Source organism: Rhizobium leguminosarum, assembly GCF_004123835.1.
GTDB lineage: Bacteria > Pseudomonadota > Alphaproteobacteria > Rhizobiales > Rhizobiaceae > Rhizobium > Rhizobium leguminosarum_M.
Genome location: NZ_MZMU01000003.1, coordinates 891,476 through 917,062 on the forward strand (window position 1 = coordinate 891,476; position 25,587 = coordinate 917,062).

General features: G+C 60.7%; 19 protein-coding genes and 1 tRNA gene. 12 read left to right on the forward strand and 8 right to left on the reverse strand.

The genetic code is table 11. The annotated features are described in order from the left end of the window. The first annotated feature begins 268 nt into the window (after positions 1–268). Positions 269–1,180, forward strand: coding sequence for a DUF1499 domain-containing protein (locus B5P46_RS08080; protein ID WP_129418221.1), 912 nt, complete (start codon positions 269–271; stop codon positions 1,178–1,180). A gap of 653 nt (positions 1,181–1,833) precedes the next feature. On the opposite strand, the gene B5P46_RS08090 is transcribed toward B5P46_RS08080, so the two are convergent. The 3 genes from B5P46_RS08090 to B5P46_RS08100 are packed head-to-tail and all read right to left on the reverse strand — an operon-like array spanning position 1,834 to position 4,952. After that, the gene (locus B5P46_RS08090; RefSeq protein ID WP_129418222.1) at positions 1,834–3,555 is read right to left on the reverse strand and encodes an SDR family oxidoreductase; all 1,722 of its coding nucleotides are present in this window, start codon (positions 3,553–3,555) and stop codon (positions 1,834–1,836) included. Continuing rightward, positions 3,552–4,010 carry a thiol-disulfide oxidoreductase DCC family protein gene (locus tag B5P46_RS08095; protein ID WP_129418223.1) on the reverse strand — a complete coding sequence of 153 codons (459 nt, stop codon included), beginning with the start codon at positions 4,008–4,010 and terminating at the stop codon, positions 3,552–3,554. Before B5P46_RS08095 ends, B5P46_RS08090 begins: the two co-directional genes overlap by 4 nt. 30 nt (positions 4,011–4,040) lie before the next feature. After that, a complete protein-coding gene (locus B5P46_RS08100) occupies positions 4,041–4,952 on the reverse strand; it encodes an MBL fold metallo-hydrolase (protein WP_129418224.1) in 912 nt (303 codons plus the stop codon). A gap of 163 nt (positions 4,953–5,115) precedes the next feature. On the opposite strand from B5P46_RS08100, the gene B5P46_RS08105 reads away from it, so the two are divergent. Next, positions 5,116–5,189: transfer RNA gene (locus tag B5P46_RS08105), tRNA-Gln, on the forward strand. 25 nt (positions 5,190–5,214) lie between these two features. Here B5P46_RS08105 and B5P46_RS08110 read toward each other — a convergent pair. Both B5P46_RS08110 and B5P46_RS08115 read right to left on the reverse strand, forming a co-directional pair. Further along, positions 5,215–5,643, reverse strand: coding sequence for a very short patch repair endonuclease (locus B5P46_RS08110; RefSeq protein WP_129418225.1), 429 nt, complete (start codon positions 5,641–5,643; stop codon positions 5,215–5,217). Further along, entirely contained in the window at positions 5,640–7,139 is a 1,500-nt protein-coding gene (locus B5P46_RS08115) for an Eco57I restriction-modification methylase domain-containing protein (RefSeq protein WP_129418226.1), read from the reverse strand. Before B5P46_RS08115 ends, B5P46_RS08110 begins: the two co-directional genes overlap by 4 nt. A 146-nt stretch (positions 7,140–7,285) precedes the next feature. On the opposite strand from B5P46_RS08115, the gene B5P46_RS08120 reads away from it, so the two are divergent. From B5P46_RS08120 to B5P46_RS35510, 4 genes are read left to right on the forward strand one after another with little or no spacing between them, the layout of a single operon-like run. Further along, a complete protein-coding gene (locus B5P46_RS08120) occupies positions 7,286–9,571 on the forward strand; it encodes a sensor histidine kinase (RefSeq protein ID WP_129418227.1) in 2,286 nt (761 codons plus the stop codon). A gap of 3 nt (positions 9,572–9,574) precedes the next feature. Continuing rightward, complete coding sequence (locus B5P46_RS08125) at positions 9,575–10,705, forward strand: hypothetical protein (RefSeq protein WP_129418228.1); 1,131 nt, start codon at positions 9,575–9,577, stop codon at positions 10,703–10,705. After that, a complete protein-coding gene (locus tag B5P46_RS08130) occupies positions 10,702–11,406 on the forward strand; it encodes a hypothetical protein (protein ID WP_129418229.1) in 705 nt (234 codons plus the stop codon). Before B5P46_RS08125 ends, B5P46_RS08130 begins: the two co-directional genes overlap by 4 nt. After that, positions 11,406–12,512 carry a DNA (cytosine-5-)-methyltransferase gene (locus B5P46_RS35510; protein WP_164986460.1) on the forward strand — a complete coding sequence of 369 codons (1,107 nt, stop codon included), beginning with the start codon at positions 11,406–11,408 and terminating at the stop codon, positions 12,510–12,512. The genes B5P46_RS08130 and B5P46_RS35510 overlap by 1 nt, the downstream gene beginning before the upstream one ends. Here the strand turns inward: B5P46_RS35510 and B5P46_RS08140 are convergent. Next, on the reverse strand, positions 12,504–12,749 hold the full coding sequence (locus B5P46_RS08140; RefSeq protein ID WP_129418231.1) for a hypothetical protein: 246 nt from the start codon (positions 12,747–12,749) through the stop codon (positions 12,504–12,506). The genes B5P46_RS35510 and B5P46_RS08140 overlap by 9 nt on opposite strands. A gap of 139 nt (positions 12,750–12,888) precedes the next feature. On the opposite strand from B5P46_RS08140, the gene B5P46_RS08145 reads away from it, so the two are divergent. After that, the gene (locus tag B5P46_RS08145) at positions 12,889–13,512 is read left to right on the forward strand and encodes a hypothetical protein (RefSeq protein WP_129418232.1); all 624 of its coding nucleotides are present in this window, start codon (positions 12,889–12,891) and stop codon (positions 13,510–13,512) included. A 28-nt stretch (positions 13,513–13,540) separates the two neighbouring features. Here B5P46_RS08145 and B5P46_RS08150 read toward each other — a convergent pair whose 3' ends face one another. Together B5P46_RS08150 and B5P46_RS08155 are read right to left on the reverse strand one after the other, a co-directional pair. Continuing rightward, positions 13,541–14,323 carry an SDR family NAD(P)-dependent oxidoreductase gene (locus B5P46_RS08150; protein WP_129418233.1) on the reverse strand — a complete coding sequence of 261 codons (783 nt, stop codon included), beginning with the start codon at positions 14,321–14,323 and terminating at the stop codon, positions 13,541–13,543. 521 nt (positions 14,324–14,844) lie between these two features. Beyond that, positions 14,845–15,462 (reverse strand): TetR/AcrR family transcriptional regulator, encoded by a 618-nt coding sequence (locus B5P46_RS08155; RefSeq protein ID WP_129418234.1) that lies wholly within the window; start codon positions 15,460–15,462, stop codon positions 14,845–14,847. A 112-nt stretch (positions 15,463–15,574) separates the two neighbouring features. On the opposite strand from B5P46_RS08155, the gene B5P46_RS08160 reads away from it, so the two are divergent. From B5P46_RS08160 to B5P46_RS08180, 5 genes are all read left to right on the forward strand, one after another. After that, positions 15,575–16,261 (forward strand): PspA/IM30 family protein, encoded by a 687-nt coding sequence (locus tag B5P46_RS08160; protein WP_129418235.1) that lies wholly within the window; start codon positions 15,575–15,577, stop codon positions 16,259–16,261. A gap of 49 nt (positions 16,262–16,310) precedes the next feature. Continuing rightward, complete coding sequence (locus tag B5P46_RS08165) at positions 16,311–16,592, forward strand: YiaA/YiaB family inner membrane protein (protein ID WP_003569708.1); 282 nt, start codon at positions 16,311–16,313, stop codon at positions 16,590–16,592. Positions 16,593–16,685: 93 nt separating this feature from the next. Continuing rightward, positions 16,686–20,081, forward strand: coding sequence for an acyl-[ACP]--phospholipid O-acyltransferase (locus B5P46_RS08170; RefSeq protein ID WP_129418236.1), 3,396 nt, complete (start codon positions 16,686–16,688; stop codon positions 20,079–20,081). Positions 20,082–20,336: 255 nt separating this feature from the next. Beyond that, the gene (locus tag B5P46_RS08175) at positions 20,337–21,401 is read left to right on the forward strand and encodes a dipeptidase (protein WP_129418237.1); all 1,065 of its coding nucleotides are present in this window, start codon (positions 20,337–20,339) and stop codon (positions 21,399–21,401) included. 322 nt (positions 21,402–21,723) lie between these two features. Next, positions 21,724–25,584, forward strand: coding sequence for a DUF4132 domain-containing protein (locus B5P46_RS08180; RefSeq protein ID WP_129418238.1), 3,861 nt, complete (start codon positions 21,724–21,726; stop codon positions 25,582–25,584). The last annotated feature ends 3 nt before the right edge of the window (positions 25,585–25,587 follow it).

Genomic DNA, 25,587 nt, shown 5'->3' on the forward strand with positions numbered 1-25,587 from the left:
TATGAAGCAGCCCCCGTTTCGCCATGGCCTTCGCCGTGGATTCCAACGCAATGCCTCAGACAATAGTTTCAATTTAGCCGAATCTTGCCCCAGATCCGGATGATTTTAGGCCGGGCCGGCCTAAAATCTGAATCCGGATCTAAATCAAAGAATAGAGCATGATGTCGTCCGAAAACCGCTTCACACTTTTCGGCATCATGCTCTAAACAGGGTTGAGGCGATTTGCGTGGTTCAGGACGCGGGCGCTGACGAGCAACCGGTAAGTTTGATGCCCATCCGCTACGACCGCCCCGTTTCCAACGCCGCCCGCTTTTCGCGGCTGCTCGGGGCGTTTTCCCTGGTGCTGGCGCTGGCGGTGATGATCGCCCATCGCTTCGGCGGCCTCGCCACGCCCTATCTGGTGCTGCTGCTGATTGCCGCCGCCGGCTGCGCGCTGCTCGCCGCCATGTTCGCCGCCCTCGGGCTGCGCAGCCTCTGGATGACCGGGGCCGAAGGTGGGCTGGCCGCACTCGCGGCGCTGATCTATGCCGCCTTTCCGCTGGGGCTTGGCGCCTATGCCACCGAGCGTTACATGACGCTGCCTGATATCTACGACGTTTCCACCGATCCGGTCTCCGCACCCGACTGGCTTTCGCCGCCCTATTCCGACCAGATCTGGCTGAAACGAAACGTTGATGTGACGCCGGAAGACCGCGAAAAGCAGCTCACCGCCTATCCCGAACTGACAGGCCGGCGCTATGAGGGCGCGCTCGACCGCGTGCTCGAAGCGGTGCGCAAGGTCGCCAAGATGAGCGGCATGACCATCACCAGGAGCAGCGGCGACACCGAGCCCGGCCGCGATCCCGAGGACAAGCCGGTCAAGCCGCCGCAGCCGGGCGACGATGCGGTGGCCGATGCGCCCGATATCGTTCCCGTGCCGATGCCGCGCCCCTATGACGACGACGTCGCCAAGCTCATTCGCGGCGTCAACGGCGTGACGCTGCAGGGCACCACCCGCACGCTGATCCTCGGCCTGCGTTTCGATATCATCATTCGCCTGCGCGAAGAGGCCGAAACCACCTTCGTCGACATCCGCGTCGCCTCCCGCTACGGCCAACACGACCTCGGCTTCAGCGCCGAAATCGCCGGCGATTATCTGAAGGCGCTGGATGCCGAGCTGCTTGGGATTGCGGGTGGGTGAGCCGCGGTGCCGCCAGAGGCGGCAGCAATCGATCCAGTGAATCGATTGCAGCGGCGAACGCCCTGAGCCCAAAGCGAAGGGCCGGGATACGGTGCGGCAAATTCAACAGGCTGCGGGTCGCAACGTCTCGATTCCCTCTTCTCCCCAGCGGGGAGAAGGTGCCCGTAGGGCGGATGAGGGGGCCGGCGAAGCCGGTCTTTCCAACAACACCATGTGAGTTCTACACCACTCGCGTCGTCTCAGTCGCCGGATAGGTTATTACGGGTGTGCCGTGTGGCCCCCTCATCCGCCTGCCGGCACCTTCTCCCCGAGGGGAGAAGAGATTTGCGGCGACCTCTCGATACCCTCTTCTCCCCAGCTGGGGTCCGAAGGACGGGTTGAGACCGGTGGCTCAACCCAGGCAAAGGTGCCCGTAGGGCGGATGAGGGGGCCGGCGAAGCCGGTCCTTCCTCACAACGTTCATGCGGGGTTCGACCGCGCTGGCGTCGGCATGGCTGGATAGTTAAGATGAGAGGGCGTGCCGTGTAGCCCCCTCATCCGACCCTTCGGGCCACCTTCTCCCCGCTGGGGAGAAGAGGACACATGCAGCAATCTCTCCGTTCCTTCGCTACCTCTCGCTAGGCCCGAGCCCGGTAAGGTCAAAGGCGCACCCCTCACTCCACCACCAACCACCCCGTATACCGCACCACCAACCCCGTCAGCCGCCCGCCGATCTCCACATGAAAGTGGAACCGCCCATCACGCTCCTCCTCATAAGTATCCCCGCCAGGCGCCAGAAACATCGGCAGCGGAATCCCTAAAAACCGCCAGCCGCGCACGACGAGCCCCAGCTTCTCCCCATCCGGCACCAGTGCCATCAGCACCCGGAACGGCCCGAAGACCTCGGCGAGCAGATGCCGGTCGCGGCCCTTGCCTTCGACCTGCCAGCTGCGGAACACCGTGCCGCCGAAATCCCGTGTCCAGACCTCCCTGTCGCCATCGGCGGCGAAACGCACCGTGACCGGCACATCTTCGCCCGCTTTGGGAAAGCCGATCACCCCGGCGACGATCCTCGCCAGCAGCCCACCGCCACGCTCGATCCGCGCCCGGCCGGACGCGACGCGCGTGCCGCCGGCATGGAGAGCTGAGATGGCCGGCGGCAGCCGCTCCCAGGCGCTGCCGAGAATCTGCCGGTAGAGCGGCAGGGGCGCCGCCTCGTTTTCCATCCTGATGCCGGATGTGATCTGAAAACGCCGGAAGGCCGCTTCGAAATCCGCAAGCTGCAATTCCCCCGCCGCCGGCCGGGCACCATTCTCCGGCCGCACGCCGGTTAGCAGCCGGCGCACCAGCGCGTCCACCCCGATAACAGGAATGAACGGCCCGTCATCACCTTCGGCAATCAGATGCCAGGCGCAGGTCAGCCGCTTTCCCGCGTGATCGACGCCGCCGGCGCGGACGAACATGCCGCCGCGATGTTCGCCGATCGCGAAGCTATGGCTGGCACGCTGCAGCGCCCGAGAAAACGGCAGCAGCGACGGCAGCAGCCGCAGGCGGACGAGCCTGGCCGCAAGGCTGAGCAAGTGCTGCAGCGGCTGCGGCTCCGTGCCGACACCGGTGAAGCTGGATTTGAGATCGGAAAAGTGCTGCGGCAGCAGCTTAAGATCCGGCGCATCCACCAGCAGGAATTTCCGGCTGAGCAGTGGCTTAACCCCCGGCGGCGCCACCGTCACCCGCATCGCATCGATCAGCCCGCGCCCCGAGGCCGGCTGCCCATCGCGCCGAACGGTGATCTTCTTGCCGGCATAGCTCGCGATCGCCCTCACGACATTGAGCCCGATCCGCACATGCGCCGAAGGGGCAATGCCCGCCGCGACACATTCGATCCGGGAGAAATGCGGCGCCATCGCATCGAGCGCTGCGAAGGAGAGGGCGGGCAGGCTGCTGAGCCCCGAAAGCGCGAAGGTGCCCTTTGCCTTGGCCGCAGCATCGAGCCCACCGACGCCGGCGACGAAGCCGGTGCTGTCGGCGATATCGGCATAATCGATGCCGAGGCCGATGCAGGCCTCGACCACCTTATGAGCATCCTTCCCGAAGGTCTGGAACGGCCCCGAGGCATCGACGACGAGATGCGGCCTCAGCCGCGTCAGCTGTTCGGTGAGATCGCCGTCTCGGTCGAAGCTTACTGCCTGCACCATCGCGCCGAGATTGTTGCTTCCCAGGCCCTCGGCTCCATCTTTCGGCGTCCGGAGATCTGCAACGAAATCGTCAGCCTTTTCCAGCGAGCGCCCCGCAACCAGCAGCCTGAGCCGCGGTTCATCGCCGAGCAGCCGGGCAAGCCGCCCGCCGAAAGTGCCGTAACCGCCGATGATGAGCAGCGAAAACCGGTCCTCGCTCATGTGATGAAGCGGCTTCGCTGCTCGGGCGTCGGCACCATGCAGCTTTGCCGCCCGGCAATCTTCAGCCTGTTGCGGGCGATGAATTCATAGAGCGCATCGGCCGCCCGCCGCGGCAGCAGCCGGAAAATCTTCACCAGCGAATAGGGAAAGCCGAGGCCCGCTACCATGCGGATCGAGCCGTCGGACTTGAAGAATGCGCGGCCATTTTCAATCAGGATATTGGTCTCGTAGTCGCGCGCGTGGAGCCCGTAATGCCGATAGAGCGCCTCGCCGAGCGGCGTCTGCGCCGCCAGGAAACGGTATCGCTGCCGCTTGTCATGTTTCAGCACGAATTTCACCCAGCCGGAGCAGAACACGCATTCGCCATCGAAGACGATCAACGGCCGGTCATCGGCAAAGGCGGGCACATCGGGATCGTCGCGATAGCTGTAATCGGCTTGCGGCTTCATCGTCATGTCCCCATCCTCATGACCCCACCCTCGTGTTCACGACGCCGGCCGGTAGGTGGCGGCAAGCGAAGGCGGCCCATCCGCCGCAATCTCGCCGCGCTCCAAAAGATCCTCGATATGGGCGAGCACGGAAAGGGCCGCCGCCCCATGCAGCTTCGGATCGGTATCGCGATAGATCACCTTCACCATCTCGGCAATCCCACGGTCGCCCGCCTGGACACGCGCCAGCACCGCCTGCTCGCGCCTGAGGCGATGCACCTTCAGAGCCCGGAGGAAAGTCGAGGGTTCCGTCACCGGCCCGCCATGGCCGGGCAGCAGCAGGCCGTCCTCGCGCTCAATCAGCCGCTCGAGCGAGCCCATGTAATCCGCCATCGAGCCATCCGGGGGTGCCACGATCGAGGTCGACCAGGCCATGACGTGATCGCCGGAGAACAGGACGTCGCGCCCCTCAAGCGCGAAGGCGGCATGATTGGCCGTATGCCCCGGCGTCAGCACCGCGCTCAGCGCCCAGCCATCGCCCGAAATCGTCTCGCCGTCACTGAGCGCGATATCCGGCACGAAGGATATATCCGAGCTTTCGGAAAAGGGATTGATCTCGCCATCCCTGAGCGGCCGCGCCGGCCGGTGCGGCCCTTGCCCCACCGTCACCGCCCCCGTTGCCGCCTGCAGGCGCCTGGCCAGCGGCGAGTGGTCGCGATGCGTGTGGCTGACGAAGATATGCGTCACCTCGCGTCCGCCAAGGGCTGCCATCAGAGCCTGAAAATGCGCCTCATCCTCCGGGCCGGGATCGATGACCGCGACCGAGGAAGAGCCGACGATATAGCTGTTGGTGCCGAAAAAGGTGAAAGGACCGGGATTGTTCACTGTAACCCGCTCGACACCCGAAACAACCGGCACGGCCTGCCCATAGGCCGGCTCGAAAGCGAGGTCGAATGCGGGACTGTCCATGAAGGAATGATCTCGAGCCGATGACGTCGCCGATTTCTAGCACGACTGCCGGCACCGCGCAGCGCATAAAATCTGCGCCGGGTTAAACTTAGTCATTGTGACAGGCGAAGAGCTTTGCTAATCAGGCGTCGATTTGAGCAGGTGGTTTCCGCTCAAGCTCTGGTGGGGCGTCGCCAAGCGGTAAGGCAACGGTTTTTGGTACCGTCACCCCTGGTTCGAATCCAGGCGCCCCAGCCATTTTTGAAATGGTTCGTTCTGGCATTCATTGGTTTTCCGACAGGAACTCATTTAAGCGCGATGCTAGACCTGCCTGGTCGTTCGTATCGCATTCCCAGATTACCAATACAGTCCAACCAAGCGCCTCCAGTCGTGACTGACTTACCTCATCTCTTCTGACATTATCATCGAATTTTTGCTGCCAATATTCTGCATGTGCTTTGGGCGTAGTGGTTCGAATGCATCCCGGATGGCGATGCCAAAAGCACCCATGGACAAATACAACCTTGCGAAGCCGAGGAAAAACGAGATCAGGCGTGCCAGGGAGCGTCCGAACGTGAAGCCGATATCGGAAGCCCAGCTCGTGCGCTGCGCGTCTTACCAGCATTTCGGGCTTGCTATCGGTCGGCCTCACCTTTGCCATCAACCGGCGGCGCTGCTCAGGGACATCTGCAAAAAGATCGCGAGTTTTCATGGCACCAAGGTAGCGCCAGGCGTAAATCCGAACAGCCTTTCGAATATCTTATCGAACTGAAGGCAGTTGTCACCCGCGAGACCGGAGCGGTCTTCGGACGATAGATGACTCCACTTCGGCAAGGGCGTTTTCAACAAGAAACGTTTGTAAAAACGCATCCAACCTTGTTTAAGTGCTGGCGCTTCTGCTTTTGCTGTCAGCTCGAGTAGGCCGCCGTTTAGAACCCGTTGGAGTACTTCTACCGGCCATTCTCCTGGCCAGATCGCGTAGATGGAATGTGTCGGAATTGCCGTCGTTCGATCCAGGGTGACAAACGGTTTGTTGCATAGTTCGGGCATTAGAAGTTTGGGATTTTCTGACCAAAGGGCAGGAACGGCATCAATCGTACGCCAGTATTCGCCCTTTTCCCTGAAGTGACTTCTCTTGCCGAGTGCTTCCTTGTGCCCCTCGATCCAAGCGGCGAAGCCTGGCCACTGCGCAGGATCGATAAGCATGCCGCAGCGGTCATACGGTACCACTACCCGCAACCGCGTGGTCTCAACCACGGGATCGGTCAAATCTCTTCGCTCGAGAAAAGGTCGAATGAGTTCGTCCTCCACTTCTGCGGCCTGCTCAGGTTCTAGTATAAACGTTCTGCCCGCCCCGAGCGCTGGTCCCACGCGGACGACGCAACCAGCCTCGAAAAGACTCCCATGTCGCGCAAGCAGTTCGCGCTGTATCGCTCGCGCTTTTTCTCTCCTGTTCGAAGATACGCGATGGATCGACCGATCACTTTTCGTCAAAACGACGATCGCGCTGTACGCGCCTACCGTTCGCAAAAATGGATCCGATGGACGCTCGTCCGCTACGGTAATCGTCCAGCCTCGCGACTTGCTGTTTTCCACAAATGCGTCACCGTACTGTGCAAACATCCAACGATCGCTTGTCAACGCAGCAATAGAACCCCCATCCTCGGCCCACTCCTGCATTCTATTTAAGAAAGCGACAGATAGGTCACCTCGCGTGCTCATGGTCGGCAAGGCCTCACGATATATATCTGCCAAAATAGGCGGAAGATTTTTCCAACGGACGTAAGGCGGGTTTGCCGCAACATGCGTGGCGCGTCCTGGCTTCTCTAAAAGGAAATCGCGCTCGGCTACCCATTCTAGGACGAGTTGGTCGGCGAGGTGTGGGCCAAGGTTTTCCTCTACGAGAAGCGCCCGAAGAAATCGTCGCACCGTAGCTGCCGCTCCCGCATGAAGCTCGAAACTCTTGATTCGTGGTTTCAAAGTCGCCAGAGAAGCTGTCTGGCCGTGCGAATGGAACGAGCGAATAAGACGGCGAACTGCTTCCAAGAGGATCGCGCCTTCCCCGGCGCAAGGTTCCAAGAGAACTGCCTGCGATAGGTCCGTGGTGGGCGTCCAATCAATCAAATCAAGCAAGCGGGCCGCAGTGGGAGCCGAAGTGTATATTGCGCAACGATCGTGCAATTGCTCTATCGCTGCGTGCAGTTCCATTCATTCGTCCTCTGGCAATTTCTATTCAGTGCTTATAACAATATCGTGGCCCGAAGGGGAGTTAGAAAACCATTGATATGGTCGAGGGTTGAAGAAACGATGAGCATCCAACGGCCAGGCCTTGCCGCCTGCCAGATTTCATCCGAATGACAGGCTTTAGTGTCGATACCAAGCTCTTTCAAGAACTCGGCGAACTGCTGGTCGCGAAAGAGAGCACTGCTCTCGTCGAGCTGGTCAAAAATGCCTATGACGCCGATGCCACCTTGGTAACAGTGACTGGCGTCAATCTTGGCGATGCGACAAGTGGCAGCATTGTCGTATCCGACGATGGAGTTGGCATGGATGGCGGCGAATTCCGGCGTGGCTTTCTAACCATCGCGGGCCGCACCAAAAATTCTGGCGACCGGCGATCTCCGGTGTTTGGTCGTCGCTACACCGGCGAAAAGGGCGTGGGACGTCTCGCCTCTCACAAACTGGGGACGGTCGTAGAGGTTCAATCGCGCAAAGCCGGCCCGGCGCCTAGAGGCGCAATCGCTCTCCCGCCGGCGATTTCGGAGGTGGTCGCTCGGATAGACTGGCGTGCCATTGAAGCGCTGGAGACGCTGGATCAGATCGACGGGTCCGGCGCTGTGCGCGTCGATGAACACGCGAAGCCATCCAAGCCTGATAGCGGTACGACATTGAAGATCTCACCGCTACGAACGGCATGGTCCGATCGTATACGCTCGAGCTTCCTGCGTGAGGCCGCTACGCTCGCACCTCTGGCCGCAACGTGGAAGAAGCTGCCGGATGGCATAGTGGCCGAGGAACTGCTGTTCGAGACCTTGCCGATCCGAGATCAACAGACGGGCGATCCGGGATTCGAAGTCGTCTTCGGCGGAGATCTCAATCTTGGTGATCGCCTTCTGCCCGATGTGGCAGCCGCAGCCAGTTGGATCGCGGAACTGTCTTTCGATCGAGACACAGGCATGCTCCGAATAGCTTTGTCGCCTACGAAAGCGGGAGTTCGCAACGCTCCCGGCGCGGAGGGTTTCCGGTTAGAAAAAAATCTTGGCCCAGGCGCAGGGCCGTCTTTCACTGGACGGATACTTCAACGTTCCCAAGCGTCCTGGGAAGCTGAAGTTCAAGGCATTCGCGTATTCATGGAAGGCTTTCGTGTGTCGCCCTATGGCGATCTTCGCGACGACTGGCTGGGCCTGGAACGCACCTATCTTTCTCGACAGAAACGTCAGTTGACGAGCCTGGCAACCTTAAATGCAGATCAAATTCCCGCCGGCCTGGAAGCGGAAGAGCTCGTGGTTCAAGGCAATCACGCCTACATGGGCGGTATTTTCCTGCACAGGTCGAGCAGTCCAGGACTTGAAATGGTCGTCAGCCGCGAGGGCTTCCTTCCTGGAGCAGCATTCGACTTCATTACTCAATGGGCTCGCGTGACCACCGACCTGATTGTCCGATTGGGGTCGGTTGCCCGCAAAGAAGCGAAGGAAATCAAGAATCAGCAGCGCGTAGCGCAAAGGGACGCGGCCCTGCGCTCGGATGTGAACGAAACCCCGACTGCATTGCGAGTCAGAGAACACGCGCTGCAAGTCGAGCGCAGCTTCGCCAATATCCAGCAGGCCGTCGAACGCAACGATTTCGTAACGGCCACGCGTGAAGCCAGAGAGTTGCAGCCGAATCTTTCCGAGATTCGCGAGATGGCCGACCAGTTCGGGAGCGAGGCCGTACAGTGGCGCGTGCTGGCGTCGCTGGGCGCCGAACTCGCGGCCTTCGTTCACGAGATCAATGCCGTTGGGCTTCAGATATCGGCATTGGCTCGTGAGCTTGAGAATGCCCTGACGATCGATGATCTTGCACGCACCCGAACGGCGATCCGCAAGGCCAGACAAAGGGCTTTGGACCTTGCCGATCGGATTCGGCGCAATGCCACCTACCTGGTCGACGCGACCAGTTTCGAAGGACGTCGGCGGCGTGCGCGACTAACGTTGCGGGACAGATTCGAAACCGTACGATTGTTCTTCGAATCCAGGATCGAACAAAAGAACATCACGCTGATTAACGATATCCCGGCCGATATTCGAAGCCCGCCGATGTTCCCGTCCGAGTTGTCCGGAATATTCACCAACCTGCTGTCGAATGCGGTCAAGTTCAGCGACGCCGGCGGACGTATCGAAGTCTCGGCACGTGAGCACGGCGGTTTCTGCGAGGTTCAGGTCTCCAACACCGGTGCAGCCGTGGATCTATCCCGAGCCCGGCGTCTCTTCGATGCGTTCGTGTCCACTACCGAGCGACCTGACGCCATTTTGGGCCAAGGCATGGGCATGGGACTTACGATCACCCGCGCCTTCGTTCAGGAGTATGGCGGCGAAATCGATTTCATCGCGCCATCAAGCGGTTTTGCGACGGCGGTACGCTTCAGAATTCCGATGAGGTAACCCATGACCGATATCGTATACATCGATGATACTCCAAATGACCTTCTGTCCGAGGCAGGAGCGCACGGCGCCCGGATAACGCCGTTTGAGTTTGAGGAAAATGGCTCGAACGATCTCGCATTCAACGCTGCGCAGGCGGCGAATGTTTGGCTATTTGATTTTTTCTTAGTTGCCCCAGCTCATACGGAACACGGAGATGAGAACGGACTTAGTCTATTCCAGAAATGGAAGGCGACTATCGGGGGCCGCCCAACTACAGTAGTCGTCAGCAGCGATATAGAAAGAGCTGTAGGGGCACCCCTTGGCCCTTTCGAACGTCATCATGTAATTGCACAAAAGCACGGCGTAGAATGGGTCGGGACGAAAACAAAGGAAACATTGGATCGGATCGTAGAACTTGCTGATGCAGCAGATCTCATTGGCAATAACCTTCTGATTACTCCCCTCGATAACAAGCAGTTCGGCACTTACGATCCTGCAAGCCTATGCTTTGACATCCTAGGTGTGTCGCGCGATGCGGAATGGGCAAACAGCGCCATGCGCCAGATCGATCGCGCCCGCCCTCCGCGCGAAGTATCAAACACCTCTGGTCCGACTACCGCTCAGTCTATAGTAGGCTGGCTGCTCGCACATATACTGCCATACCCGTCGTTTTTGCTAACCGATAGGCAAGCGGCCCTTCGTCTTGAGCTAACGCCAGCGAGCTTTAGAGCACTCGTAAACGCTGTAGAATCCGCTGGGGATACCAATCTCTATCAAACAAAGTTTAAGGCCTGTAGATACAAGGGGCCTCTATCGAAATTCTTAGGGCCGCGATGGTGGCGCGCGGCGATTGACGACCTGGCATGGCATCTCTCTCAGGACGGTGCCGGCTTCCGTCCGGCCCTACAGCAACTCTCTGACAACGTCGAGGTCGTTTGGATTTCCCAATCTGAACCGGTTTTGGTTTCTGATGCCGATCTAGTAGAAACCGATGAGATTGCCGAAGCAAGTGACTGTGTACGAGTAACTGACGAAGATTTTCCAGCAAGTATCGATCCTGCTTGGGTACTCACCGCTTCTGCGCGTGCGGATCGGAAACTAGCGGCAAAAGTAGTCTATGAGGATCGTGAACTTCTGGAAGTTTCCGAATGAGAATAAATCTTAGAAAATACGCTACGGAACTGAGCTATTGGATCGACGCGCTGAAACCGTTCATCGGTAAGGAGTCTCATCGCGCGTTGTCAGCTTTGAAGGATCAGCTTGAAAACGGCCGAGACAACCTTCGACCAGCTTTCGATTGGAAATTAGACAGGCCAATTGTGACTAAAGAAGCAGAGCGGTACGATGGCCCTGATAAAACACCTCATAAAGTAAAGGTCGGCTGGCAGTTCGAATCAACATTCGAAAGTGATGGGCAATCCAAAAAAACATCCCTGTGGAACATAAAAAAAATGGTTACCCACATCCGGATCTACAATGCGGATGATGATTCAGAGATTTTACATTTTCATCATGATCTAAAAAATCGTGAGCAGCTTGGTCCGCATGTTCACATGCAATTCTCAGAGCACTACCTGAAAAACAAGGGGCGCATACCTATTGCCGTACCTCGTTTTCCGATAACTGCAATTTTGCCTACAGACTGTTTTGACCTGGTACTAGCGGAATTCTTTCCGTTCGAATGGCCCAAATCTCAAGCTGGATCACACGGCTTAGTGACACTTAGAAGTAATCAACGGACTCGTTTGATAGCCATAACAGAAGCTCTGCAAAAACAATGGGAAGCCTCGCCGAAGCTGACGCCAGTCTCGGCTACCCAAAATTGCTATATGCCAGATTTGCAGATCGCCTGATGCGCATAGTCAGCCTTTTTAGTGGCGCCGGTGGCTTTGAGGCGGGTTTTGGCGACACACATAGGACAATACTCGTTAACGACGTCGCCATGAGTGCTCGCGATGTGCTCCGGCAGCGATTTCCCGACGTGGCGCTGATAGAAGATGTGCGAAACGTTCAACCGGACGACATCAACTCCGCCGATGTGTTGGTCGCGGGGTTCCCGTGCCAAGACGTCTCGATCGTGGGCGGACAACGTGGTTTGGCAGGTACTCGCTCTGCTTTGGTTGAACACGTATTTCGTCTCGCGAGAGCGACCCGTCCGTCCCATATATTGCTTGAAAATGTCCAGTCGATTCGCTTCGTTCATGGTGGCCGAGTTCTTCTCTACCTTATGCACGCAGCGGAACAACTCGGCTACTCGTGGGCATATCGCACGTTGGACAGCAGAGCATTCGGGCTTCCCCAGCGACGCCGACGCTTTTACTTCCTAGCCTCACGAGATTCCGATCCTGGCGAAGTGCTCCTTTCGGATGTTGGCAGTACCATTCCTGCCAATTCTTTGGATCTATCGCTACCAGTCGGCTTCTATTGGACGGAGGGCAGAAGCGGCCACGGCCTGACGGCCGACGCGATACCGCCGTTGAAGACCGGCTCGTCAATCGGGATACCCTCGCCGCCCGCCGTCTTGTTCCCAGATGGGGGCGTCAAGATTCCGACAATCGAAACGGCTGAAAGATTTCAGGGGTTTCCAGAGGGCTGGACGGGAGCCGCACCGCCGCGCCTTCGGTGGGGATTGGTTGGTAACGCAGTGAGTGTTCCGGTAGTGCGATGGGTTTCTGATCGGATGAATTCTCCGGCAGTTTGGGATCGTAATCTTTCTTCGCCTATGCCCGACCGACCTATGTGGCCGTTGGCGGCTTGGGGAGACGGGCGAGGTTTACGTCTCGCTGTCAAGGTCCAAGAAGCTCCCAGTTCTCTTGACCTGGGGCGAATATCCTATGGGAATTATACGTGGACCGATTTATCAGATCGCGCCCTTGCCGGCTTTGTGAACAGGGCCCGCGAAAGCCGATTGCGCTATCCCGAAGGCTTTTTAGAGCGTCTTGAGGCCCGATTACGGTGATTGCACCGGATCGGTGCTTGCTTTTTCAAAAGTCTTTATAGAAACGACATGGGCCGCAATCTCGACACCGCGATGATCCCGACCGTAAGAACCCTCGAAGATCTGTGCCTGACCGTGCTTCAACTGAACGAGCACCTCCTTGGGGCTCAATAAGGGCACCTTGTTCCCAGCTCCCCCTTCGTGCCGAAGAAGCCACTTACCGTTTTCAAGAAAAGTCGTTCCCATGATCTCGTTCAAGTTGCCCCTCCTTCATAATCGTATTCGAACAAGATGCCGATCGATTGCGCTGGCTTTTGTGGAAGCAGTTGCCACCGGATGGCTCCCCGCCGCAGCCCATTAATCATCTCGCGCTGATTGCAACACCGAAAGAGCAAGTATGTCAAACGCCGATTTCGTAAACACAGCGGCTGCTTCAGAGCGCTTCTTCCGGTTATATGAACGTCATTGCGGTGAACCAGACGAAGACACGCTGTTCTCCTTTTTGGAGGCGAGCCACAGCCTCAATGACCGCTTGAAGATTGGTGCCGATCTCGATTTTTTTGACGTTAACCAGTTCGCCGCGCTCAAATGCCTCAGGAATTATTTCCATCACCATCAGGAATTGAGACATCTCGTAAGTTTGGTGCCCCTTGGCGACTATCCAATCGTCACGGACCTCATGTACATGTGCGTGGTGCCACGCACCTCCGTGGAGGCGGCGATCGAGGAGACAATGCCCCGCCACAAAGATGCCGCGCGACGGGCATGCCAAGATTTATTCCACTGGTATGGGTCAGTGGTAAATATAAATCCCTGTATTTTTAACTTCGTCGTACTGGCCTATGAACGTCTTGTGAAAGCTGGCATTCCGTTGGCAGGCGACGCAGTTGAGAACTTTCGAGCGAGCTATGATTATGAGGAAAAAATACGAATTCCTCACTTGATCGACGGACGCTTTTCCACGTCGGCTGGGAATGTCGACAGACTGCTCTCTGAGATCGTGGCCAGAACAACGTTGTAGCTCGCTGATTAGTCCTCATCTCGGGTTCTCAAGCATCACCCACTCTCTGCAAACGAACACCCGTCAACTCCGCCAGCCTCCCCACCAGCGCATCCTGAAACCCAGGATCCCCAACCTCCACCGCCGCCTCCCGCCGCTGCCGATGATACCAATACCCACCGCCGACCTTCGCAGCCCCTTCATCGCTTGCCGCAAGCCATGTCTGGGTGAGATGCCCCATCTCAAGATCATCGGGCGCGCCGGCGCCGCCCATCTTCGTCGGCACCCAGCCGGGGTCCACCGCGTTGCTGAAAACATCCGGCCAATGGCGGGCGACGGCGGCGGCGAGGGTGGCGATGTAGAGCTTGCTTTCCGAATAGGCCTGGCTGGCGCTCCACGGCCGCTTCTTCCAGTCGATATCGTCAAGGGCGCTGCTGCCGCTGCGGTGCATGCCGCTGCTGAGATAAACCAGGCGATCGGGGCGGGTGATCCATGCGGTGAGAAGGTAGGGGGCAAGCACATTCACTGCCAGCGTCTTTGCGTGGCCCTCCGGCGTTTCGCCCCGGCTCCGCTCGAGGTAGATGCCGGCATTGTGGATGACGGCGTCCATGCGGCCGATGGCGTTGACCTGCTCGGCAATCGATTGCGTTTCCGTGGCGCTGGCGAGATCGCCGATGACGAGGCCGAGGGCGGCGGCTGATGTCTCTGCGATGGCGGAGGCGCGCTCGCGGGAGCGGGCATGCAGCACGACGTCATGGCCCTCCTTCATCAGGGTGCGGGCGGCGGCAAGGCCGAGGCCATCGGTGGAACCGGTGATGAAAATACGGCTCATGGGGTTTCCTTTCGCGGTGGCGTGGAGGGCGTCAGTCAAGCAGCTTTCGTTGGGCTGCTCAATGCGGGAGTTGGGGTGTGGGTTCCCGTGCTCCCAGATGAGGATCCATGGGAATTTACCGATCGGGATATTTCGGGATGTGGAGCAGGGTTGAGGCTAATGAATTTTCCCGCTCGGTAATATGGATGGTGGGTTGGGCGCTTCAGACACATCGGGCTAGAGATCTGTGAGGTCAGCCCCTCATCCGGCTGCCGCCACCCGTACCTGGGTCGAGCCACGGGTCTCGACCCGTCCTGCGGACCCCCGCGCGCGGGGCGAAGGGGATGTGCCGCAGCCTCTCCGTTCCCCTCGATGTCTCGCATGGCACGTCCCCTCTCCCCGTCAGAACGGGGAGAGGGTTAGGGTGAGGGGCAGCCATTCATGCTGACCTCCATTCATCAGCAGCGGGCATGGATCCTCGGCTCAAGGCCGAGGAAGACGGAGAGGGGGAAGGTTCCTGCCGAACCCTCCGCCGGTCGCACTCACACGCCCGCTTCCCGCCGCCGCTCCGCTCCCGCCGCGATCGTCTGCACCAGCTCATCCACCTCGCGCGCCAACCTCTCCAGCGGCAACCCCACGAAGCGACCCTCCAGGCTGATGCTGACGACGCCGTGCACCGCGCCGAAGAGGGTGCGGGCGCGGATGGCGCGGTCTTCGGGGGGCATGTCGGGCTGCAGTTCGGCCAGCGGCTCGGCGATCACATCCATCAGGAAGAGGTGCTCGTTAAGATGCCATTGCGGCGTCGGGCTGGTTTCGGGCGGGAAATGGTCGAACAGCGCCTTCCAGAGGTTTCGGTGTTCGACGGCGAAGCTCAAGTAACCCTGCGCCAGGTTGCGCAGCCGGTCGGTCGGCGGCCTGTCCTTGGCCTCGGGCAGGGTGAGCCTCGCCTCCAGCGCCTTCAGCGTGGCGGAGTTGACGTGGATGACGAGCTCGGCGAGGTCTGAAAAGACCGTGTAGAGGCCGCCGAGCGCGCAGCCGGCATCCTGGGTGATGTCGCGGGCCCGGAGGTTCGTCAGCCCGTCTTTGGCGATCCGCTCGCGCGCCGCCTCGATCAGCCGGGCCTTCAGGTCCTCGCGTTTTTCTTCTCGTCTGCCGGCCATTCACCATTCCACTTCGATTTTTTTGAACGTCGTTCAAAATTTATCTTGAACGACGTTCATTATTCTGGCATAACACCTCTCGTGAACAACGTTCATAAACCGGAGGAAGGAAATGTTCAAACTGATTTCCATTTTGTTGCGGGGCAGGGCGCATGATGCCGAACAGGCTTTCGCCGACTGCCACGCCGTGCCGCTGCTTTCCCAGCAGATCCGCGACGCCGCCCAGTCGATCCAGTCGGCCCGCCGCAGTGTGGCGGTCGCCATCGCCCAGAACGAGCAGGAGAAGGGGCAGCACGCGACGATCGTTGCCCGCATCGCCGATCTCGAGACCCGCGCCTCCGCCGCATTGGCGAAGGGCAATGAGGGCCTGGCCCGTGAGGCGGCCGAGGCGATCGCCTATCTCGAAGCCGAGCGCGATGCATCGGAAAAGGCGCAAGCGCAATTCACCGGGGCGATCGACAAGCTGAAAGGGATCGTGCGTGCCTCCGAGGCGCGGCTGCAGGAGCTGCAGCGTGGCGAGCGGCTGGCGCGTGCCACTCAGGAGGCGCAGAAGCTCGATGTCGCAGTCAGCGGCCCAGGCTTTGCCACGCTCGACGATGCCGAGGAGACGCTCGCCCGCCTTCGCCTGCGCCAGAGCCAGAATGAGCTGACGGCCGTCGCCCTGAAGGACATGGAGGGCGCCATCCGTCCGGCCGGCATCATCGAAAAGCTTGCCAATGCCGGCTTCGGCGCGCCGCTGCGCACCTCCGCCGATGATGTGCTGGCGCGGCTGAAGAGCCGCATCACGCCCGCCGCTTAAGATTGCATCCATCCAACCATTCATCCATCGAACATCAAGGACTACGACAATGAACGACAGTTTCCAGAAACATTCCGCAAGCTGGGTCAGCTTCTCCTACATCTCCTTCGGCTCGGCCGCCTTCATGCTGGCGCTCGGCCTCTACATGATGCCGCTCGATCTCTGGGGAAAAGGCTATCTCGCAATGGGCATTCTGATGCTGGTGCAGACCACGGTGAATATCACCAAGACGCTGCGCGACAACGCTGAATCCGAGAAGCTGATCCGCAAGGTCGAGGATGCGCGCACCGAGAAGCTGCTCGTCAAGTTCAATCGTAGCGATGAAGATTGACCTTCCTTAACCACAGCGCAGAGTTGTTGACGCATTCAACTTTTGCGTAACAACTCTGTGGCCTTCTCTGCGAGCCGAAAGAGGAACCCTGCCGTGCAACACAATCTGATGACCTCAAGGAAATTCGCGCCGCTGTTCTGGACCCAGTTCCTGACCGCCTTCAACGACAATTTCCTCAAGAACACCCTGGTGTTCCTCATTCTCTTCAAAATGTCGGCAAGCGAGGGGGCCGCCCTGGTGACGCTTGCCGGCGTCATCCTGATCGTGCCCTTCCTGCTGCTCTCCGCACTCGGCGGCGAACTCGCCGACAAGCATGACAAGGCGAAGATCGCCGAGCTCTTGAAACGCTGCGAGATCGCGGTTGCCGCGCTTGCCGTTGTCGGTCTCGCCTTCTCCTCGATCTTCGTGCTGATGGCGGCGCTGTTCGGCTTCGGCGTCGTCTCGGCCCTGTTCGGGCCGATCAAATACGGCATCCTGCCCGATCACCTCGAACGCCGCGATCTGCCGAAGGCCAATGCCTGGATCGAGGGCGGCACCTTCATCGCCATCCTTTCCGGCACGATCATCGCCGCACTTGCCTTTTCCAGCGGCGATAATGTGCTGCTCTTCGGCACGATGATGATGGGGCTTTCGCTGCTCTGCTGGCTGGCGAGCCGCATGATCCCGCCCACCGGCTCCAAGGCGCCGGATCTTCAGATCGACCGCAATGTCATCCGCTCCAGCTACACCCTCGTCATGGAAATCCGTCAGGACAAGCGCCTGTGGCGTTCGGCGCTGATGAATTGCTGGTTCTGGCTGGTCGGCGCCTTCGTTCTCTCCATCCTGCCGACCATGGTGACCGAGCTGCTCGGCGGCTCCGAGCTCGTCGTGCCGGCCTATCTCACCGTCTTTGCCATCGCCGTCGCCGTCGGTTCGGCGATTGCCGCCTGGATGTCGTCCGGTCGCATCGTGCTGCTGCCGGCCCCTGTCGGCACCGCGCTGCTCGGCCTCTTCAGCCTCGATCTCGCCTGGAACCTCTGGGGCTTGCAATCCACAAGCCATGCGACGACGATCGCCACCTTCTTTGCCGGAGAGAATACCATCCGCGTCGCCATCGATCTTGCCGGCATGGCGATAGCAGGCGCCTTCATCGCCGTGCCGACCTTCGCCGCCCTGCAGACCTGGGCGCATGAGGACCGCCGCGCCCGCGTCATCGGCGCCGCCAATGTGCTGTCTGCCCTGTTCATCACCGTCGGCCTCGGCCTCGTTGCCGCCGTACAGGCGATGGGCGCTTCCATTCCTGAGATCCTGATCGGCCTCGGAATCATCAATTTTGCCGTCGCCTGGCTGATGCTGAAGACGCTGCCGACCAATCCCTTCCGCGACTTCATCTCGATCCTGTTCCGCGCCTTCATGCGCCTCGAGGTCGAGGGGCTGGAGAATATCAAGAAGGCCGGCCGCGCGCCGATCATCGCGCTCAACCATGTCAGCCTGCTCGACGGTGCCTTGGCGCTTGCCATCACCGAGGAAGAGCCGACCTTTGCCGTCGATTACAAGATCGCCCAGGCTTGGTGGGTGCGCCCCTTCCTGAAGATGTGCAAATTCCTGCCGCTCGACCCGACAAAGCCGATGGCGACGCGGTCGCTGATCAAGGTGGTGCAGGACGGAAACCCGATCGGCATCTTCCCCGAAGGCCGCCTGACGGTGACCGGCACGCTGATGAAGGTCTATGATGGTGCCGCCATGGTCGCCGACAAAACAGGCTCGATGGTCGTGCCGGTCAGGATCGACGGGCTGGAGAAGAGCTATCTCTCCTATCTTGATAACGGCAAGATCCGCCGCCGGCTGTTCCCCAAGGTCAAGGTCACCATTCTCGAGCCGGTGAAGCTCGAAGTGCCGCCGGAGCTGAAAGGCCGCAAGCGCCGCACAGCGGCAGGGGCGGCACTTTATCAGGTGATGTCGAACCTGCTGTTCCAGACCGCCGATACCTCCTCCACCGTGCTCGACCGCGTCATCCAGGCCGGCCATGAATTCGGCATGGGCAAGCTTGCCGTCGAGGATCCGGTCACCGGCCGGCTGACCTATGGCAAGCTCCTGACCGGGGCAGCCGTGCTCGGCGCAAAATTCCGCACCATGTTCCCGGAAAAGAACCTCGGCGTCATGCTGCCGAATGCCAATGGCGCTGCCGCCACCCTTTTGGGCGTGATGACGGCGGGCAAGGTGCCGGCGATGCTGAACTTCACCGCAGGTGCCACCAATATCCTCTCCGCCTGCAAGGCCGCCGAGGTCAAGCATGTGTTGACCTCGCGCGCCTTCGTCACCCAGGCCAAGCTCGGTGCCGTCATCGAGGAGATGGAAAAGCAGGTGAAGATCGTCTGGCTCGATGATCTCAGGACCGAAATCTCACTCAAGGACAAGATTTTCGGGTTTCTCAGGAAGGCGCGGCCGCTGGTGAAGCGTAAGCCGGATGATCCGGCCGTCATCCTCTTCACCTCGGGCTCCGAAGGCACGCCGAAGGGCGTGGTGCTGACCCACCGCAACATCCTGTCGAACGCCGCCCAGGCGGCTGCCCGCATCGATTTCCACAGCGGCGACAAGGTGTTCAACATCCTGCCGGTGTTCCACTCCTTCGGGCTGACGGCCGGCACGGTGCTGCCGCTGATCTCGGGCGTGCCGGTCTATTTCTATCCCTCGCCGCTGCATTACCGCATCGTGCCGGAACTGATCTATGCCTCCAACGCCACGATCATCTTCGGCACCGACACTTTCCTCAACGGCTATTCGAGGACGGCGCATCCTTACGACTTCCGCTCGATCCGCTACATCTTCTCCGGTGCCGAGCCGGTGAAGGCTTCGACCCGCCAGACCTATATGGAAAAATTCGGCCTGCGCATCCTCGAAGGTTACGGCGTCACCGAGACGGCGCCTGTCATTTCCATCAACACGCCGATGTACAACAAGTCGGGCACGGTCGGCAAAATCCTGCCGGGCATGGAATGGAAGCTCGAACCGGTGCCCGGCATCGATGAGGGCGGCCGGCTGCATGTTCGCGGCGCCAATGTCATGGCCGGTTACCTGCGCGCCGAAAAGCCCGGCGTGCTCGAGCCGCTCGTCGACGGCTGGCACGACACCGGCGACATCGTCACCATCGACGAGGACGGTTTCGTCAAGATCCGCGGCCGCGCCAAACGCTTCGCCAAGATCGGCGGCGAAATGATCTCGCTCGCCGCCGTCGAGACGCTGGCCGCCGAGCTCTGGCCGGGCGCGCTGTCGGTCGTCTCCTCGCTGCCCGACGCCAAGAAGGGCGAGCGCCTGGTGCTCCTGACCGACGCCCCCACCGCCACCCGCGCCGAATTCCTCGCCTTCGCCAAATCCAAGGGCGCCATGGACATGATGGTGCCGGCCGAGGTCAATATCGGCAAGGTGCCGGTGCTGGGCTCCGGCAAGGTGGATTTCGTCGCGGCGCGGAAGCTGGCGGAAAGTGTGGCGCAGGCGGGGGAGGCGGCGTGAGCGTGGCTTGGCAGGCGTCAGGCGCAAACCGGAGAATTGTTGCAGGCGCGCTGCAAGACCCCTCCCCAACCCCTCCCCACAAGGGGGAGGGGCTTAACATGCGGCTCTCGTCGTGCGCCCTATTGAACGTCGACTGTGCGGCTGGTCTATTTGTTTGTGAGGCGGGTGCCACAGCTTAGCCCCTCCCCCCTGTGGGGAGGGGTTGGGGAGGGGTCTTGAGACGGGCGCCGGTGATAGTTCCAAGAGGAAACCGACATGGCCGAGATCGATGTCTTCGACGGGCACAATGACGCGGTGCAATTCATCGCGGAATACAAATCCTCCGGCCGGGATTTTCTGGTGAGGTCGGAAAGCGGGCATCTCGATCTGCCAAGGGCACGCGAGGGCGGCCTGGTCGGGGGCTTGTTTGCGCTGCATGCGGCTCCGGAGCGCCAGCCGGAAAATGACCTGATCATCACCGAAAATGGCTACGAGGTCATTTATGCCGAGACCGTCGATCCGCTCTATGCCCGCCAGCAGATCGATGCACAGCGTCTGGCGCTCGAAACATTGATCCGCCGCTCCGGCGGTCGGATGCGCATGGCGGTTGATGTCGATGAGATCGCGGCCGCCAGAGCCGAGGCGGCCTTTGCCGTTGTGCTTCATATGGAAGGGGCCGAAGCGGTGGATGGCGAATTCGACTATCTCCATCGGCTGCATGCGGCGGGCCTGCGGTCGCTGGGACCGGTCTGGAGCCGCCCGAACATGTTCGGCTACGGCGTTCCCTTCGCCTTTCCGAGGTCGCCGGACACGGGTCCCGGGCTGACCGACATCGGCAAGGACCTGGTCAGGACCTGCAATCGGCTCGGAATCATGATCGACCTTGCGCATCTCAACGAACGGGGTTTCTGGGATGTGGCGGCATTGAGCCAAGCCCCTCTCGTCGCCACCCATGCCTGCGCCCATGCCATCTGCCCATCGACCCGAAATCTCACTGACAGGCAGCTCGACGCTATCCGCGATACTGACGGCGTGGTCGGCTTCAACCTCTCGGTCAATGACATCCGCGCCGATGGCCACCTGAATGACGATACGCCGCTCGATGCCGTCGCCCGCCATATCGACTATCTCGTCAACCGCGTCGGCGAAGACAGGGTCGCCCTCGGATCGGATTTCGACGGCGCGGTGATCCCCCGCCGGATCAACGACGCCAGCGGCTTGCCGCATCTGTTCGACGCGATGCGCAAAAGCGGCTTCGACAGGCAGACCCTGTCGAAATTCGCTTTCGACAACTGGCTGCGCGTATTCGCTCTGACCTGGAAGAACGGCCCGTCATCGTGAAGCAGATCGATTTCGTCGCGCCGAGAAACACCCTTTGGTTGCATTTACGGTCGAAGTCCGTAAATATCGGTCGCTTCACCGGCGACGATTCAGCGCCACCGAAGCTATTGTGATGCTTGAAAACGGTCGGACGTGCTCTAGCTGCAAGCATCGTCATACGACCGTTGATTTGCATGATTAGTTTTTACTCGTTCAATAAATTTCGGATTGCCGCCCATGCTTGATGCCAGCGCGCTGACACTGTTTTCCCATCGTCCCTGGCCGCAGCATCACCCAAAAGACATGACCGCGCAGAATTAGCCCTGGTGAGGAGGGATTGACGATGTTCGTAGAGGGTTTGAAGAAGCTTTTCCGTGGCCGTTCGGAAACGGACACTTCGGCAGGAAGCGCGCTGACGGCGAGGGACAGGGAGGCGATTACGGCAGACCTCGCCTCCTTCGATGCTGCCGAGAAGGGGCTTGGCAAGGCCCTTGCACGCTATGTCCTGACGGGTGCCGACGAAGCGAGCGTGCTTCATGTGAGCAATCTGTTGAAGACCACCCAGGGTGATATCCGTACCAAGCTTCACAATGTGTTCATCGCCGTCGCCGACGATTGGAATAACAAGGTCGAGCGCGAGAAGCGCCACAAGGCCAGGGAGCGGGTGCTCTTCGAACTCGAAGGCTTCGATCCGGCGGCGCTCTATCGCTACCTCCATCTCCACAGCCAGTTTAATGCGCAAAACCGGGCGTGGCGCTTTCCCGGCAGCGATCAATCGCCGCATTGGCTGCGTACGGCAAGCCTGCTCTTCGACACCTCGGCACCGGAAGGCCGCAATCCCCTTGGCTTTCTCACAGCGCCGCGCATTTTCGAGATGATGGAAGCTGCCGAGCTTGCCCCCTCGGTCGCGCCGCTGATCGACTGCGCCTTTTCGGACAAGGACGTACCCTACGGATATCTGACACAGCGGATGCTGAAACTGCCGGGCCTTGCCGATGCGATCGCCGCCATGCCCGAGGAAGCGACCAGGACGATCGGGACGCTGGCGGCAGGCGGCCGCGAGGTCATGGTCAGTTTCCTCGGCCAGAACGGCCTGATCGACCGCGACCGCCACTTCTTCGACTTCGCCTTCCAGATGGCGAGCGACGGCGCCAAGACGGTGCGGGAGGCGGCTTCGAATGCGCTGAAGGTGGCCGACGAGGCAAAGGTGCAGGCAAAGGCCGAGGAATTTCTCGGCTCCCGCAAGGCCAACGAGCGGCTGGCCGGCGTCAATATTCTGGCCGCTCTGCTGCGCGAACGCTCCTTGCCGATCCTCGACCGGCACGGCGGCGAGGAAAAATCCAATACGGTGCTGGCGGCGATCGCAACGATCCGGGCGACCTATGCGGCAGGCTCGGTTGCCGGCGCCGAGGCAGGCGAGGGCGAGGGGGATGGCGAGGCGGGTTATCTCGCCTTCGACGGCAGCTTCGTTGCCGCGCTGCCGCCGGCCGCCAAGGAGGAGCCGCTGCCGGCCGATCTGGAAGAGGCGTTCCGCAAGCTTCTGACCGAAGCCAATGCGGCGGCCCGCATCGATTACGACCAGACGCCGCCGGGCAAGGACTGGAACCAGCGGCCGGCCCGTCCGTTTTCGCCACCCTTCGACCCGGCGATTGCAAAACATATTATCGCCGCCATGCGGGGTGAACGCCTGAGCGAGGCGCAGCGCCGGGACGTCTGGAAGGCGGTCGACGACAAGAGCACCGATAATTGGATGCGGCAGACGCGCCAGCTCCAGGGCAACGGACTGAAGGCGATCTTCTCCCGCACGGATATCTCCCTTCAGGCGCTGTCGCGGCTGCTGTTCCAGGCGACGGACGGGCGGCATTGGCAGCACATCCTGCGTATTGTGCTGGGAACGACGAATTATTGGATGCGCGGACCCGACAATGAAATCCTCGCCCGCATCAAGGCCGGCGCCGATATCCGCATCCTCGCCGAAATCGCCGCACAGGCCGGGGCGCCGGCATTCGGGACCATGACCGATGCGCTCGCCGACAAGGCCTATGTCAATATTTCCGAGATGATCGACGAGCCGGCGCCGGCCAATGTCTGGCCGCTGCTGGCCGAGAACTTTGCCGCGATCGACGCCGCCCTTGCCGGCGACGGCCTGAAGGAGCGCTGGAGCGAGGATTTCATTTTCTCCTGGCTGCGGATGTTTCCGCGCCTGCCGCGCCGCTATTTCCCGCTGGTGGCCGACCGCGCCGTGCAAGGCGGCGTGCGCCAGCGCGAGTTTGCCCGTTACCTCCTGCGCGAAGTCGCCGATCTGACGCCGCTGATCACGCCGATGCTGACGGCCGGGCCGGAAACCAAACGGCTTGCCGCCGCCCGCTGGCTGGCGGAACGACGGGACGGCAATGCGATCGCGCCGCTGCGGGCAGCCCTTGCCAAGGAGAAATCGGTGACGGTCAAGGCGGCCGCCATGTCGGCGCTCGCCGCCTGCGGCGATGATACCTCCGATCTCTTCGCCGAGGGCACGCTGCTTGCCGAAGCCGAAAAGGGGCTGGCCTCGACCAAGGTCGATTATTCCCCGCTTTTCGATGCCGAAAACCTTCCCGTGCTGCATTGGGCGGATGGGCGCGAGGTCTCGGCCCTGCTGGTCAAGTGGTGGTTTGCCCGCTCGCACAAGCTGAAAATGGCCGGCGGCGATCCGATGATCCACATGGCGCTCGAGCGTCTCGACCGCAGGGATGCCGAGCGGCTGGGGGCGGCGATCGTCTCGGCCTTCATCTCCTACGACACCCAGCGCCCGACCAGCGAAGAGGCCAATGCCTATGCGGCGGCAAATGCCAAGCAGCGCTACGACTATACCAAGAAATGGCGCAAGGATTTTACCGAGGAGCTGGCCTTTGCCGAGCTGCGCCGCGAAAAGCTCGCCATTTATTTAAACAGCGCGCTCGATCATCGCGGCCTGCTGGCGCTCGCCCGTTTCGCGCCGCCGGCCGAAACCACGCTGCTCGTCAAGCGGTACCTGCGCGAACACGGCAAACGGCCGAACCAGTGCCGGGCACTGCTTGACGCGCTGATGGCAAACCCGGTTCCGCAAGTGCTGCAGCTGGTGCTGATCGCCTCACAGCGCCACAAGCAGCCGGGTATGCGCAAATATGCCGGCGAGGTCATCACCGCTTTTGCCGAGGCCCGCGGCTGGACGCCGGCCGAACTCGGCGACCGCACCATCCCGTCTGCCGGCATCGACGAGGACGGGCTTCTCGAACTGCCGATCGGCGAGCGCCTTTACCGGGCGCGGCTGGTGGCGGAGCGGGGCAAGAACGGCGCGCAGGAGCTGAAGCTTGTTCTCGAAAATCCCGACGGCAAGCCGATCGCTTCGCTGCCGAGCCCGACCGATCCTGAAGAGGCAGAAGAGGCGAAGGAGGGCAAGAAGCTTCTCTCCAGCGCCAAGAAGGAGCTGAAGCAGACGGTGGAGCTGCAGAGCGGCCGTCTCTATGAGGCGATGTGCGCTGCCCGCATCTGGCCGCGCGAGGATTTCGAGACCTTCCTGCTCGCCCATCCGATCGTCGGCCGGCTGCTGCGCCGCCTGGTTCTTGCCGGCCATGACGAGAAGGGCAAGATCATCGCCAGTTTCCGGGCGCTCGACGACGGCAGCTTCACCAATGCCGAGGACGAGCCGGTCAAGCTCGACACCTTCGCCGGCATCTCGATCGCCCACCGCGTCAGCCTCGGCGAGGCGGGCGCCAAGGCCTGGAAGACCCATCTCGACGATTACGAGGTCCAGCCGCTGTTCGAGCAGCTCGACCGGCCGGTGCTTTCCGAGGGCGAACCAAATGCCAAGCATATCGACGACCGCAAGGGCTGGATGATCGACAATCTGACGCTGCGTTCGGCCGCCGAGGCGCTCGGCTATGTCAGAGGGCCGGTCGAGGACGGCGCCGGCTTCTACACCTATGAGAAAGCCTTCGGCGATTGCGGTTTTGCCGCCGTCATCGAATTCACCGGCAGTTATATCGGCGAGAATGAACGTGTGCCGAAGGCGCTGACGGAAATGCGCTTTGCGAAAATTCTGCCGGGCGGCCGGGTGATCTATGGCGGCGAGACGACGCTCTCCAAGGTGCCGCCGGTGCTGCTCAGCGAAACATGGAACGACCTGCACGCCATTGCCGACAAGGGCACCGGCTTCGATAGCGAATGGCAGAAAAAGGCCGGATGGTGAAGA